Raw genomic sequence first — 13,609 nt, 5'->3', positions numbered from 1 at the left:
GCGCGGGTTCGCACGCGCACAACCCTCTCAGGAGTTCGTCATGACCCAGCCCCTCGCCCCCGGCTCGCTCGCCGGCCGCACCGCCCTGGTGACCGGTTCGTCCCGCGGCATCGGCGCCGACACCGTCCGCTACCTCGCCGAGGCCGGCGCGAACGTCGTCATCAACTTCCGCAACAAGGCGCCGCGGGCTGAGAAGCTGGCCGCCGAGCTGCGCGGGCTCGGTGTCGAGGTGCTCGTGGTGGGCGCCGACCTCACCGACCCGGAGTCGGTCGCGGCGATGTTCGCCGAGGTCGAGCGCACCTTCGGCGGCCTCGACGTGCTCGTGCTGAACGCGTCGGGCGGGATGGAGTCCGGCATGGCGGAGGACTACGCCCTGCAGCTCAACCGCGACGCACAGGTCAGCGTGCTCGAGACGGCGCTGCCGGTGCTGCGCGACGGATCCCGCGTCGTGTTCGTCACGAGCCACCAGGCGCACTTCATCCGCACCACCCCGACGATGCCCGAGTACGAGCCGGTCGCGCTGTCGAAGCGCGCCGGCGAGGATGCGCTGCGCGAGCGCATCCCGGCCCTCCAGGAGCGCGGGATCGGCTTCGTCGTCGTCTCGGGCGACATGATCGAGGGAACCATCACCGCAACGCTGCTCGAGCGCGCCAACCCCGGCGCGATCGCGACGCGACGCGAGTCGGCCGGAAAGCTCTACAACGTGTCGGAGTTCGCCGCCGAGGTCGCGCTGGCGGCCGTCGACCCGGTCCCCGCCGACAACACGCGCCTCGTGGGCGACACCGGTTCGTTCGCGGGGGAGTGACCCGATGCGCGCCGCCGACATCGTCACGCTGATCTCCGTCGGGCGGCCCGCGATCGCGCCCGACGGGGCGTACGCGGTCTTCGCCTCCTCCCGTCCCGACATCGAGGCCAACCGCGCGGTGGGGCAGATCTGGCGTGTGGATCTGCCCGGGGGCACTCCGCGCCGCCTCACGCGCGGCACGGCCGATGCGGCTCCGCGTCTGTCACCGGATGGCGCGCGCGTCGCGTTCGTCCGCGCCGACGCGAAGGGCAAGGCACAGGTCTACGTCGTCGACGCGACCGGCGGTGAGCCGGTGCAGGCCACCGACGCTGCCGCGGGGGTGTCCGGGTTCGACTGGTCGCCCGCCGGCGACCGGCTCGCCTTCACCTCGCGCGTGCCCGAGAAGGGGCGTTACGGCAGCGTCGAGGGATTGGATGCCGCGAGCGAGGCTCCGCGTCGCATCGTCGGGGCGCAATGGCACTCCAACGGGCTCGGGTACACCGCCGATCGGCCGTCGCACGTCTTCGTCATCGACGCCCCCGCCACCGACGCGGAGCCCTTCTACGCGCCGGCCGCCGCCGTGCGTCCCGAGGGCGAGGCCGCGCCGGCGCAGACCGTCGTGGCCGCCGAGGCCCGCGCGCTGACCGAGGGCCCGCTGTCCTACGAGGGTCTCGTGTTCTCACGGGATGGCAGCGAGATCCTCACGACGGTCGACGACCCGCGCGCACGCCGCGCAGACCTCCGATCCCACGTGGTCGCCCTGGCGACCGACGGCTCGGGCCGGCGCGACGTGCTGACGCAGGATGCCGGGCTCGCGCTCTACGACCTGGCCATCGCCGACGACGGCACGATCGCCCTCCTCGGCCACGAGGTCGGCGACGGCGTGGACTTCGTCGCGCCCGGCGTGGGCCTGTGGCTGCTCGAGTCCGACGGACCGCGCGCGCTCACCGATGCCGAGTCGATCGATCTCGGCGAGGTCGGCAGCCACATCACCCCCGTCGGCGATGACTTCCTCGTGCACCGGCGCACCCGCGGCCGGGTGCATCTCCTGCGCGTGGCGCGCGACGGCGCCATCGCCGATGTGATCACCGGCGACGTGGAGGTGAACGGGCACGCCGCCGCCGGCGGCCGTGTCGTGGCATCCGTCTCGACTCCCCGCGCCCTGGGCGAGCTGCTGCTGGTCGAGGGCGACGCGGCCCCCCGCGCGCTCACCGCCTTCGGCGAGGCCGTTCAGGCCACCGGGATCGTCGATCCGGTCGAGCTCACCGTCGACGGCCGCGACGGCTACCCGGTGCACGGATGGGTCGCGACCCCCGAGGGCGACGGGCCGTTCCCGGTGATCCTGCAGATCCACGGCGGCCCGTACGCGGCGTACGGCGTGCACGTCTTCGACGAGACCCAGGTGCTCGTCGACGCGGGCTACGCGGTCGTCTACGGCAACCCGCGCGGCTCGGCCGGCTACGGGCGCGCGCACGGGCGCAGCATCCGTCAGCAGATGGGAACCGTCGACTTCGCCGACGTGATCGACTTCCTCGAGGGCGCCATCGCCGCCGACGCCCGTCTCGACGGGGCGCGGGTCGGTGTGATGGGCGGCTCGTACGGCGGCTATCTCACCGCGTGGGTCATCGCCCACGACCACCGCTTCGCCGGAGCGATCGTGGAGCGCGGGTTCCTCGACCCGGTCTCGTTCCAGGGGACGAGCGACATCGGCTCCTTCTTCGGCGACGAGTACGTCGGCACCGATCCCGAGGCGATCGCGCGGCAGAGTCCGATGGCGGTCGTCGATCAGGTGCGCACCCCCACGCTCGTGCTGCACTCGGAGCTCGACTTCCGGTGCCCCCTCGAGCAGGCCACCCGCTACTACAGCGCGCTGCTGCGCGGTGGGGTGGATGCCGAGATGCTGGTGTTCCCCGGCGAGAACCACGAACTCACCCGGTCGGGGCAGCCGCGCCACCGCGTCGAGCGCTTCGACGCGGTGCTCGACTGGTGGGCGCGCCATCTGCCCGTCGACTGACGCACCGCGCACGCACAAGGCCGGTCCCGGAGGAACTCCGGGACCGGCCTTGTTCTTCTGTGCGGACTACTTGCCGAACGTGAAGGCGCGCACCACCTGGATGATGCCGAGGATGATCAGCGAGATGCCGAGGATCCACCACAGCACGAGGGCGCCCCACAGCGGCGAGAACAGCAGCACGATGCCGGCGATGATGCTGATGATCGCGAAGAAGATCGTCCAGCCCTTCGACGACGCGTCGCCGAGGGTCGACAGCGAGACGACGCCCTCGATGATCCACATGATTCCCACGAGGATCCCGAGGAAGACGGCCAGCCAGGCGGCCGTCGCGCCGAGGTTCAGGAACGCGAGCACGCCCGCGATGATGAACAGCACGCCGAGCGCGATGTGGCCGACACGGGCCCATCCGCCCTTGGTCTTGGAGAAGATTCCGAGACCGGCGTAGACCAGTCCCGCGGCGATCGCGTAGATCGCGACGATGGCCGCGACCACCATGGCGGTCTTGCCGGGCCAGACGAGGATGAGGATTCCGACGATGACGGCGAGAACGCCGCCGATGCCGAGTGCGGTTCGCACGCCGTTGACGGCGGACCGCTCGGCCGAGGCATCAAGGGACATGGGTGCGTCCTTTCTGGATGTTTCCTGGGAGATTGCCCCCCAAGCCTAGACCCGTGGGTGAAGCCGTGGCGGAATCGGCGCGCGGCGGTGTGCGCGACACTCGCGCTCAGCGGGCGGGGAGCGCTACCGTGTGGTCCAGGATCCGAGCGCAGGGGGTGCGATGGCGATCTTCTCCCGCGGTTTCGGGTCGCGTCGACGTGAGAGTGACGAGCGGCTGCCTCCGGGGCAGTACCTCACCGAGGACTTCCCGGTGCTCTCGGCGGGTCCGACGCCCAAGGTGGATGCCGCGGAGTGGAGCTTCGGCATCCGCACCGAGGCGGGAGCGCTGACCACCTGGACGTGGGAGCAGTTCCTCGCCCTGCCCATCGAGGAGATCACGACCGACATCCACTGCGTGACGCGGTGGTCGAAGCTCGGCACGCGGTGGCGGGGCGTCTCGGTCGACACGCTGCTGGCGGGCGTCAGCACGTCTGCGACCCACGCGATGGCGCACTCGTACGGGGGCTATACGACCAACCTGCCGCTCGCGGACCTCCGCGGCGGCAGGGCGTGGGTCGCCTTCGAGTTCGAGGGTGAGCCGCTCGCGCCGGAGCACGGAGGCCCCGCGCGACTGCTCGTTCCGCACCTGTACTTCTGGAAGAGCGCGAAATGGGTGCGCGGCCTGTCGCTGATGACGGCGGACGCGCCCGGCTTCTGGGAGCAGAACGGGTACAACATGCACGGCGACCCCTGGACGGAAGAGCGCTACTGGTGATCACGGGCGGCTGGCGTCCCGCGCGCGTGACCGCGGCCCTTCCCGCCACGGCGACGGCGCGTCTGCTGCGCCTGGAGGTGTCGGAGTGGCCGGGGAGCCGGCCCGGACAGCACGTCGACGTGCGCCTGACGGCCGAAGACGGGTACCAGGCGGTGCGTTCGTACTCGCTGGGCTCGTACGGCGGGGGAGGGGAGATCGAACTCGGCGTCGACGAGGTTCCCGACGGAGAGGTCTCCCCGTATCTCGTGCGCGACATCGCCGTCGACGACCAGCTCGAGGTGAAGGGTCCGCTGGGCGGGTACTTCGTGTGGGAGCCCGGGGGAGAGGGGCCTGTGCAGTTGATCGCGGGCGGCTCGGGGATCGTGCCGCTCATGGCGATGGCGCGAGCGGCGCGGGATGCCGCCGCCGCGGCATCCGTCCGTCTGCTGTACTCCACCCGAACCTCGGAAGACGCGATATATCGCGAGGAGCTGGAGCGGGATGCCGCGGCCGGGGGAGCGGCGGTGGACTGGGTCTACACGCGGGTCGCCCCGCCAGGCTGGCCGGGGCGGGTCGGCCGCGTCGACGAGGGGACGCTGCGTGCGCACACGTGGGCGCCCGACGCGGCGCCGCTGGTGTTCGTGTGCGGCCCGACGGGATTCGTCGAGCACGTGGCCGACGCGCTGGTGGGCCTCGGCCACGATCCGGCGCGCATCAGGACGGAGAGGTTCGGAGGTTCGTGATGATGAGAGAGGAGATCGCCCGGGCCGTGGTCGACGGCAACGCGCTGGCGGGAATGCTCTCGGGCATGTTCGGCGACGATGCGACCATGCTCATCGGCGTGTGCGGCGGCTGCGGTGCACATGCGCCGCTGGCGGAGACGGTCGTCGAACTCGACGACGACGCGGCGATCGTGCGGTGCCGCGCGTGCACGCACACGCTGTTCGTCGTGCTGCGTCCGAGCGAGCCGGTGCGGCTGCGGTTCGGCATGCTGCGGGAGCTGCACTGGGCGTGAGGCGAGCGCGCCGGGTTCACCCGAGCAGAAGCGTGATGACGATGAGCACCGGCACGCAGCCGATGGTGGTGAGGAAGACGGTGTCGCGGGAGATCGTCTCACCGATGCCGTAGCGCTGCGAGTAGTTGAAGACGTTCTGCGCCGTCGGGAGCGCCGCCAGCACCGTGACCACCAGCACGTCCTGCGCGCTCAGCCCGAACAAGAACTCGGCCGTCGCCCAGGCGGCGACCGGCATGGCGATCAGCTTCAGCGTGGTCGCCAGCACGATGTCGCGGCGACGGCCCGACGCGCCCAGCACGCGCTGGCCGTGCAGCGAGATGCCGTAGCTGATCAGCATCACGGGCACGCAGGCGTTTGCGATGAGGATCGCGGGCTCCAGGACGATCGGGGGCAGTTCCAGCCCGGAGACGGAGACGAGCGTTCCGAGCACCGATCCCAGCACGATGGGGTTGCCCACCGTGCGGGTGAGAGTACGCCATGGCGACGTGCGGCCCGCGGTGACGGCATCCAGGATCGCCATCGTCACCGGCGTGAACGCCAGCAGCTGCAGGAGGATCACCGGCGCCGGGTAGGCGGCGCTGCCGAGCAGGTACAGCGAGAGCGGGATGCCGATGTTGTTCGAGTTCACCTGACCGGCGCTGAGGGCGCCGATGACGGTCTCGCCGACCGAGCGCCGCCACACGAGCCTCGCCAGCAGCGCGTACACGGCGAAGATCACCACGGCGGCGATCGCCGACACCGGCAGCAGCGCGGAGAACAGATTCCGCACATCGGCCTGCCCGAGCACGACGAACAGCAGGAACGGCGACAGCACGAAGAACGTGAGCCGCGCGAGCACGGGTCGCGCGTGCTCGCCGAGCAGATCGATGCGGCCGATGATCCAGCCGACGACGATCGCCACGCCCACCACGACGAACCCGGTGAGCGACTCCAGCATGCTCAGAGCCTAGAAGGCGCCGTGTCCGCGCATCCAATCCGGCCCGCTCCGCGGAACATCGCGGACGCGCCGATGATGCACATGAAGTGTCAGTTGCGCAGTATCGCCATCGTGAGAGCTACACGCCGAAGTCGGGTGACGGTGTTCGAAAACTCGGTGATCGCGGTGGCTGGATCCGGCGCGATCAGCCAGACGGCATAGTTCATACCGTCATACGCGGGATCGTCCGGTCTACATCGCTCGACACACTCCGTGCGGCGTGGCGTCGCATGACGCAAGGGCGCGGCTGGCAAGACATTGTGGACGCCGGAATCACTCACGACCGATAACGCCGATAATGCACATTATGTCAGCTCAAGGACGCGACCGGCGCCATCGCGGGCGGCGATAGCGTAGACGCGTGCCCGCCCTCTCCCGCCCCGCTCCGGTGGGACCGGGCTGGCAGGCGTGGCTGATCTGGGTCGTCGCCGTGGCGGGGTATGTGCTGGCGATCACCAACCGCTCGTCGCTGAGCGCCGTCGGCGTCGATGCCGCCGAACGCTTCCAGGCCGACGCGTCTACGCTCTCGCTGTTCGCGGTCGTACAGCTCGCGGTGTACGGCGGGATGCAGATCCCCATCGGCGTGATGCTCGACAAGTACGGCTCCCGCCCCATCATGACCATCGGGATGCTGCTCATGGCCGCCGGGCAGCTCGTGATGGCGTTCTCCCCCACAGTGGGTGTCGCGATCGCGGCACGCGTGCTGCTGGGCGCGGGCGATGCGGCGATCTTCCCGGGCGTGCTCCGGCTGATCGCGACCTGGTTCCCCGCGCAGCGCGGTCCGATCATGGTGCAGATGACCGGCATCCTCGGCCAGTCCGGGCAGCTCGTGGCCGTCATCCCGCTGGCGGCCCTCCTGCACAGCACCTCCTGGACCATCACCTTCGGCAGCATCGCCGGGCTCGGCATCCTGTTCGCCGTGCTCGTCTTCGTGATCGTGCGCAACCACCCGCCGGAGGTCGACCGGGACATCACCGTCGACACCGACACCGGTGCCATCCGCGTGGTGACCTCCGCCGTCGACACCGGCGTGGGCATCCGGGCGGCGTGGGCGCACCCCGGCACGCGGCTCGCCTTCTGGTCGCACTTCACGACGCCCTTCGCCGGCACTGCCTTCGTGCTGCTGTGGGGAATGCCCTTCCTCACCGCAGGCGAAGGGCTCTCCACGGCCGCCGCTGCCGGCATCCTGTCGACGTACGTCCTGATCGGGATGGTCATCGGCCCGATCATGGGCGAACTGTCGCGCCGCATTCCCACGATGCGCTCGAGAGCGCTGGTGCTGCCGGCGGTGGCGGTGCAGGCCGTGGCGTGGCTCGTCGTGATCTCCTGGAGCGGTCCCGCTCCCCTGTGGCTGCTGTACGCCCTCGCGTTCGCCCTCGCGATGGGCGGCCCGGCCTCGATGATCGCGTTCGACCACGCCCGCACGCACAATCCCGCGCATCGACTCAGTACGGCGACGGGAGTCACGAACGCGGGCGGATTCCTCGCGGCGCTGATCGCCATCTACGCAATCGGCCTCGCGCTCGACCTGCAGGGCGCCGGAACGCCCTCCACGTACACCCTCGACGCGTTCCGGATCGCCTTCCTCACCCAGGTGCCGCTCTGGGCCGTGGGCGCCTTCTTCATCGCGCGGGAGCGGCGTCGCACCCGCATCCACATCGGACTCGATCAGCCCCGCCCGCGGCGCCGTCGCTGAGCCCCCGGCGCGGACGAGCCGGGACAGGCGGAGGGGCGGATCCCGCAGGACCCGCCCCTCCACCGGCGTGAGGCTGCGAGGGTCAGAGGCCGGCCGTGTCGTCGGGCGCGCTCGTGCTGCGACGCGTGACGCGCTCGTTCGAGGCCGGGTCGACCGCGGTGCGCTCCACCGTCTCGGTCTGGCGGCGGCGTGCCATGAGCACGATGCCGATGAGGAACACCACGACTCCCGCGCCCATGAGGATGTAGCCGATGAGGTCGAGGTTCACCCACTCGGTCTCCACGTTGACGGCGAACGCCAGAATGGCTCCGATGACGAACAGGACGATTCCCGTTCCGATGCTCATGCGAGGTTCCTTTCCGGGGAGCACGTGCCCCCAACTGGTCGGCCGTCTGCTGGCGACGACCGTTCGTCAGAATCCCGCACGCACCTCGGAATGCACAGGGGGTTGACAATTCGTGTGGCAATGTGATCAACAGATGCGAGAGGGGCGGTCATGGATGCGATGAAGACCTCCGACGAGGTGCGTGAGGCGGTGGATGCCGGACACCCCGTGCTGGCGCTCGAATCGACGATCTTCACCCACGGCCTCCCCCGCCCCCGCAACCTCGAGGTCGCCCTCGACGCCGAGGAGCGCGTGCGCGGGGTCGGCGTGGTGCCGGCGACGATCGGCGTCGTGGACGGGAGGCCGACGGTGGGCCTCTCCCCCGCCGAGATCGAGCGGCTCGCGACTGCCGACGGTGTGGTGAAGGCGAGCGTGCGCGATCTCGCCCCGATCGTCGTGAAGGAGCTGAGCGCGGGCACGACGGTGGCGGCGACCGCGCACCTCGCGCATCGGGCCGGGGTGCGGGTGTTCTCGACGGGCGGGCTCGGAGGCGTGCACCGCGGCGCGAGCGAGAGCTTCGACGAGTCAGCGGACCTCCCGACCCTCGCAGCCCTCCCCCTCGTCGTCGTCAGCGCCGGGGTGAAGTCGATCCTCGACATCGGTCTCACCCTCGAGCGGCTCGAGACCCTGGGGCTCGGCGTGGTCGGCTACCGCACGACCGACTACCCCGCGTTCTACATCACAGATTCCGGCTATGACCTCGACTTCTCCGTCGACTCCCCCGACGAGGTGGCGCGCATCGCCCGTGCGCGCGATGCGCTCGGCATCCCCTCCACGCTGCTGGTGGCCCACCCGGTCGACGAGGCGGTGCAGCTCTCGCCCGAGCTCCACGACGCGGTGCTCGCCGGTGCCCTCGCCGCCGCCGATGCAGCGGGGGTCTCGGGCCACGACACGACGCCGTTCCTGCTGGATGCGATGCAGCGCGAGACCGGTGGTCGCAGCCTCGACGTCAACGTGGCCGTCTACCGCGGCAACGTCGACCTCGGCGCGCAGATCGCGCTGAGCCTCGCCGGCGACGCGTGATGCTCGCGGTGCTGGGCGACCTCGTCGCCGACCTCATCGTGCTGGGTGGCGGGGACCTCCAGCGCGGCACCGACAATCCGGCCGAGGTGCGCCTGACGCGGGGCGGGAGCGCCGCCAACGTCGCGGCGGCCGCGGCCGCCGCGGGATTCCCCGTGCGCTTCCTCGGTCGCGTGGGCTCTGACATCCTCGGGCTGGCATTGGTCGGCGAGCTCGAGGCCGCAGGCGTGGACGTTCGCGTGCAGCGCGAGGGACGCACGGGGGCGATCGTGGTCCTCGTCGACCGGGACGGCGAGCGGACGATGATCACCGACCGTGGCGCGTCGGCCGACCTCGAGGCGCTCGACCCGAGCTGGCTCACCGGTGTCGGACGCCTGCACGTCCCGCTGTACGGGCTCGCCGGACAGACGTCGCGCGCCGCGGTGCGCGAGGCGGTGGCCATCGTCCGGGGGCGAGGCGGAGCGGTGAGCCTCGATCTCTCGAGCGTCGCCACCCTCGAGGCGCTCGGCGCCGCGGGGGTTCGGCGGATCGTCTTCGACTTGGCGCCCGACATCGTGTTCGCCAACGCAGAGGAGGCCGCGTGGGCGGATGAAGCGGGGACGGGGATGCCGCCCGGGTGTCTGCTCGTCGTCAAGCGCGGCCCCGACCCGGTCCTCCTCGTCGACGGCTTCACGGGCACCGAGGTGCCTGTCGAGCCTGCCGCGGACGTGGTGGACTCCACCGGGGCCGGCGACGCGTTCGCAGCGGGATTCCTCTGCGCGGCCGCGGAGGGCGCCACCCCGGTCGTGGCCGCCGGCGCGGGCAGCCGTCTCGCGCTCGACGCGCTGCGCAGAGCGGGCGCGCTCTGACCTGTCGGGTGTCGCAGCCGGTCGTTATCGTGTCCGGCATGACCCGCGTGATCTTCTACACCGCCACCACGCTCAACGGCTTCCTCGCCGACGACGAGGACTCGCTCGACTGGCTCTTCTCTGTTCCCGGAGGCGACGGCGGAGGCGACGACTTCACCGCGTTCCTGTCCGGCGTCGGTGTCCTGGTTCAGGGATCGTCCACCTACGAGTGGGTGCTGCGGCACGAAGAGCTCCTGGAACATCCGGAGAAGTGGCCGTCGTACTACGGCGACCGGCCGACCTGGGTGTTCACCTCACGGGACCTGCCGGTCGTGCCGGGCGCCGACATCCGGTTCGCCTCGGGGTCGGTTCGCGATCAGTGGGCCGACATCCGCGCCGCTGCGGGTGAGCGCGACGTCTGGATCGTGGGCGGCGGAGATCTGGCGGGTCAGTTCGCCGACGCCGGTCTCCTGGACGAGATCGTCGTCTCCGTCGCACCCGCCACCGTCGTCTCGGGAAAGCCCCTCATGCCGCGTCGCCTGGGCGCGGAGCGGCTGCGACTGACCGCCCTGCGGCAGGCGGGGGCCTTCGCCGAGCTCACCTACGCGGTGGGGCCGATCGGGGCGGACACGCCCTCAGGCGGCTGACGGGTCGATCGTCGACCACTCCCCGAACTTCGGCGCCCGGCCGTCTCCCGAGGACGTTCCCGTGAGGCGACGGCGCACCCAGGGGCCGACGTGGTCGCGGTAGTACGAGGCGCCGCGCGGTGTGGCCGCCGGAAGGGCGGGCAGCGACCACCACCCGGCCGGAGGCTCGGCGCCGAGGGCGGTGAGCACGCGCGCGGCGACGCGGTGGTGGCCGCGTGCGTTCATGTGGAGGCGGTCCTCCGACCAGTACGGCGGTGAAGCGAGTTCGCGGTCGAACCAGTTGTAGGCCCGCACCAGATCCGCGCGCGCGGCCAGGCGCTCCTGGACCGCGAAGGAGAGGAGGTCGCCGCGGCGCTGGATCACGCGGCTGAGGGGCAGCTGGCCGGAGGGATTCGCGCCCGAGAGAACGATGAGCGTGACCCCCTCTTCGTCGCAGCGGCGAAGCACGTGCTCGAAGGCCGCCACGACGCGGGACACGCTGGTGCGGGGGCGCAGCATGTCGTTTCCCCCGCCGTTGAACGACAGATGCGTGGGCCGGAGGGCCAGGGCCGGTTCGAGCTGCTCATCGACGATCGGCTGCACGAGCTTGCCGCGGATCGCCAGGTTCGCGTACGAGATCGGCGTCCCCGCGGCATCCGCCCATCCCTGGGCGACCAGGTCGGCCCACCCGCGCACGTGCCCGTCGGGAAGCTCGTCACCCACACCCTCGGTGAAGGAGTCCCCGATCGCGACGTACCTGATGCCGGTCATCGTTCCAGCCTAGGAGGGTCAGCGATCATCGAGCGCGCGTCCGCGGTGGTCGGCGAGTCCCCACGCGCCGGCGGCGGCGACCGCGAAGAACACGGCGAAGACCACGAACAGCGTGGGCGCGCCCCCGATGCCGAGCAGCCACGGCACCGTGAGCGGCGCGACGATCGACGCGATGCGGCCCACGCCCGCCGCCCACCCCGCGCCGGTCGCGCGCAGCGAGGTCGGATAGGTCTCGGGCGTCACGGCGTACAGCGCGCCCCACGCCCCGAGGTTGAAGAAGGACAGCGCCATGCCGGCCGCGATGATCGCTGCGGGCGCGGCAGCGGTGCCGAACAGCACGGCGGCCACCGCCGAGCCGACCAGGAAGACCGAGAGCGTGAGGCGTCGCCCCCACACCTCGATCAGCCACGCCGCCGCCGCGTAGCCCGGCAGCTGGGCGAGGGTGATGACCAGTGTGAACCCGAACGAGCGCACGAGGTCGTATCCCTGGGCGACCAGGATGGAGGGGATCCAGATGAACGCGCCGTAGTACGAGAAGTTCACGCAGAACCACACCAGCCAGAGGCTCGCGGTGCGGCCGCGCAGCTCTCGCTGCCAGAGCGCCCGCACCCGCTGGGCTCCGCGGAACTCCCCCACCCGCTGCGCTCCGCGGATCTCCGCCGGCGCCTGCGTGGTGCGGGACGGCGGCAGCGATGTGGATGCCGCGGGCGCCGCCTCCGCGAACTCCGCGACGATCCGCTCGGCCTCCGTGATGCGGCCACGGCGCGCCAGCCATCGCGGTGACTCGGGAAGCCCCCAGCGCACGATGAGGGCGTAGGCGGCGGGGAGAGCGCCCAGCGCGAACGCCCAGCGCCAGCCGTCGTCGGAGAGCGGGATGACGAAGTACCCGATCAGGGCGGCAGCGGTCCAGCCGACGGCCCAGAACGCCTCGAGGATCACGATGAGCCGGCCCCGCATGCGCGCGGGGGCGAACTCGCTGACGTAGGTCGAGGCGACCGGGAGTTCCGCGCCGAGACCCAGGCCGACCAGGAAGCGGAGCACCAGCAGTGCGGCCAGGCCGCCCACGAGCGCACTGGCACCGGTGGCGAGCCCGTACACGAGCAGAGTGAGCGCGAAGACCTGCCGACGGCCGAAGCGGTCCGCCAGCAGTCCGCCCAGTCCCGCGCCGACCGCCATTCCGACGAAGCCGATCGAGGCGATCCAGGCCGTCTCGCCGGGTGCGAGCTGCCACTGCACGGCGAGGGCGGCCAGGATGAACGAGATCAGGCCGACGTCCATCGCATCCAGCGCCCAGCCGATCCCCGACCCGGTGAGCACCCGGAGGTGTCGCCGTGTGAACGGAAGGGCATCGAGGCGCGCCGCGACGGTGTCGGTGTCGGAGGCCGAGTCGGTCATGAGGTCATGCTACGGAACGGACGGACGGGAGGATCACGCCGCCGGGGACGTGCGCGGCCGCCATCGGCGCGCGCCCCCGGTCCTGTCGAATCGGCGTAGGGTGGCGCCGTGTCGCTGTTCGCGGACCGGATCGAGGCCGGAGACGTCCTCGCCGCGGCGCTCGCGCGCTGGCGCGGCGTCGATGCGGTCGTGCTCGGCATCCCGCGCGGCGGGGTCGTCGTGGCCGCGCGCGTCGCCGCCGCTCTCGATCTGCGCCTGGGCGCCGTGGTGGTGCGCAAGCTCGGGGCGCCGAGGCGGGAGGAGTACGCCGTCGGTGCGATCGCGCCCGGAGTGCGGGTCGTCGATGAGCGGGCCCTGCGCCGGGAGGGGGTGACCTCCGCCGCGCTGTCGGCGATCGAGGAGCGCGAGCGCGCCGAGCTCGAGCGCCGGACGCGGGCGTTCGGAGCCACCGGTGCCCGCGACCCGGCGGGCACCGTGATCGTCGTCGATGACGGCATCGCCACCGGCGCCACGGCCGAAGCCGCATGCCGATCGCTGCGCGCTGCCGGCACGCGTCACCTCGTGCTGGCCGTGCCCGTGGCACCGCGCACCTACGAGCCCGCGCGATCGATCGCCGACGAGTTCGTCTGCCCCCACCGCATGGATCCGTTCTGGGCGGTCGGCTCCTTCTACGACGACTTCCGTCAGACAGAAGACGAGGAGGTCGCCCGGCTTCTCGCGGGCGACCTCCCGGACTGACGGAAAGGCGC

General features: G+C 71.5%; 15 protein-coding genes. 10 read left to right on the top strand and 5 right to left on the bottom strand.

What is annotated here, in order from left to right:
* Positions 1-40: 40 nt before the first annotated feature.
* Positions 41-805 (top strand): SDR family oxidoreductase, encoded by a 765-nt coding sequence (locus tag HQM25_RS09315; RefSeq protein ID WP_172989981.1) that lies wholly within the window; start codon positions 41-43, stop codon positions 803-805.
* Positions 806-809: 4 nt separating this feature from the next.
* Positions 810-2,798 (top strand): S9 family peptidase, encoded by a 1,989-nt coding sequence (locus tag HQM25_RS09310; RefSeq protein WP_172989980.1) that lies wholly within the window; start codon positions 810-812, stop codon positions 2,796-2,798.
* A 66-nt stretch (positions 2,799-2,864) separates the two neighbouring features.
* Here the strand turns inward: HQM25_RS09310 and HQM25_RS09305 are convergent, their stop codons facing one another.
* Positions 2,865-3,416: a DUF308 domain-containing protein gene (locus HQM25_RS09305; RefSeq protein WP_172989979.1), complete on the bottom strand. Its 552-nt coding sequence runs from the start codon at positions 3,414-3,416 to the stop codon at positions 2,865-2,867.
* A gap of 160 nt (positions 3,417-3,576) precedes the next feature.
* Here HQM25_RS09305 and HQM25_RS09300 point away from each other — a divergent pair, with 160 nt between their 5' ends.
* Genes HQM25_RS09300 through HQM25_RS09290 form a run of 3 tightly spaced genes read left to right on the top strand, consistent with a single transcriptional unit; the run spans position 3,577 to position 5,164 of the window.
* Complete coding sequence (locus tag HQM25_RS09300; protein WP_172989978.1) at positions 3,577-4,170, top strand: sulfite oxidase-like oxidoreductase; 594 nt, start codon at positions 3,577-3,579, stop codon at positions 4,168-4,170.
* Positions 4,167-4,892, top strand: a complete 726-nt coding sequence (locus tag HQM25_RS09295) for an FAD-binding oxidoreductase (RefSeq protein WP_217275135.1) — start codon at positions 4,167-4,169, stop codon at positions 4,890-4,892. The genes HQM25_RS09300 and HQM25_RS09295 overlap by 4 nt, the downstream gene beginning before the upstream one ends.
* A gap of 2 nt (positions 4,893-4,894) precedes the next feature.
* Positions 4,895-5,164 carry a DUF6510 family protein gene (locus HQM25_RS09290; RefSeq protein ID WP_172989976.1) on the top strand — a complete coding sequence of 90 codons (270 nt, stop codon included), beginning with the start codon at positions 4,895-4,897 and terminating at the stop codon, positions 5,162-5,164.
* Between the two features lie 16 nt (positions 5,165-5,180).
* On the opposite strand, the gene HQM25_RS09285 is transcribed toward HQM25_RS09290, so the two are convergent.
* Entirely contained in the window at positions 5,181-6,101 is a 921-nt protein-coding gene (locus HQM25_RS09285) for an AEC family transporter (RefSeq protein ID WP_172989975.1), read from the bottom strand.
* Positions 6,102-6,501: 400 nt separating this feature from the next.
* On the opposite strand from HQM25_RS09285, the gene HQM25_RS09280 reads away from it, so the two are divergent.
* Positions 6,502-7,836, top strand: coding sequence for an MFS transporter (locus HQM25_RS09280; RefSeq protein WP_254359238.1), 1,335 nt, complete (start codon positions 6,502-6,504; stop codon positions 7,834-7,836).
* 82 nt (positions 7,837-7,918) lie between these two features.
* Here the strand turns inward: HQM25_RS09280 and HQM25_RS09275 are convergent, their stop codons facing one another.
* Positions 7,919-8,182 (bottom strand): DUF6458 family protein, encoded by a 264-nt coding sequence (locus tag HQM25_RS09275; protein WP_172989974.1) that lies wholly within the window; start codon positions 8,180-8,182, stop codon positions 7,919-7,921.
* A 150-nt stretch (positions 8,183-8,332) separates the two neighbouring features.
* Between HQM25_RS09275 and HQM25_RS09270 the strand changes: the two genes are divergently transcribed.
* From HQM25_RS09270 to HQM25_RS09260, 3 genes are read left to right on the top strand one after another with little or no spacing between them, the layout of a single operon-like run.
* Complete coding sequence (locus tag HQM25_RS09270; RefSeq protein ID WP_172989973.1) at positions 8,333-9,244, top strand: pseudouridine-5'-phosphate glycosidase; 912 nt, start codon at positions 8,333-8,335, stop codon at positions 9,242-9,244.
* Positions 9,244-10,089 carry a carbohydrate kinase family protein gene (locus HQM25_RS09265; RefSeq protein ID WP_172989972.1) on the top strand — a complete coding sequence of 282 codons (846 nt, stop codon included), beginning with the start codon at positions 9,244-9,246 and terminating at the stop codon, positions 10,087-10,089. The genes HQM25_RS09270 and HQM25_RS09265 overlap by 1 nt, the downstream gene beginning before the upstream one ends.
* 38 nt (positions 10,090-10,127) lie before the next feature.
* Positions 10,128-10,715, top strand: a complete 588-nt coding sequence (locus tag HQM25_RS09260) for a dihydrofolate reductase family protein (RefSeq protein ID WP_172989971.1) — start codon at positions 10,128-10,130, stop codon at positions 10,713-10,715.
* Here the strand turns inward: HQM25_RS09260 and HQM25_RS09255 are convergent.
* A complete protein-coding gene (locus tag HQM25_RS09255; protein WP_172989970.1) occupies positions 10,704-11,465 on the bottom strand; it encodes an SGNH/GDSL hydrolase family protein in 762 nt (253 codons plus the stop codon). The two genes, HQM25_RS09260 and HQM25_RS09255, sit on opposite strands and share 12 nt — an antisense overlap.
* 18 nt (positions 11,466-11,483) lie before the next feature.
* Positions 11,484-12,860 carry an MFS transporter gene (locus HQM25_RS09250; protein WP_172989969.1) on the bottom strand — a complete coding sequence of 459 codons (1,377 nt, stop codon included), beginning with the start codon at positions 12,858-12,860 and terminating at the stop codon, positions 11,484-11,486.
* A 108-nt stretch (positions 12,861-12,968) separates the two neighbouring features.
* Between HQM25_RS09250 and HQM25_RS09245 the strand changes: the two genes are divergently transcribed.
* Positions 12,969-13,598 carry a phosphoribosyltransferase gene (locus HQM25_RS09245; RefSeq protein ID WP_172989968.1) on the top strand — a complete coding sequence of 210 codons (630 nt, stop codon included), beginning with the start codon at positions 12,969-12,971 and terminating at the stop codon, positions 13,596-13,598.
* Positions 13,599-13,609: the final 11 nt, after the last annotated feature.

Origin of the sequence: Microbacterium hominis (assembly GCF_013282805.1) — a bacterium.
In the GTDB taxonomy this organism is placed as follows: Bacteria; Actinomycetota; Actinomycetes; order Actinomycetales; family Microbacteriaceae; genus Microbacterium; species Microbacterium hominis_B.
Note: the sequence above shows the minus strand (reverse complement) of the source record. Positions and strands in the feature narration are given on the sequence as shown.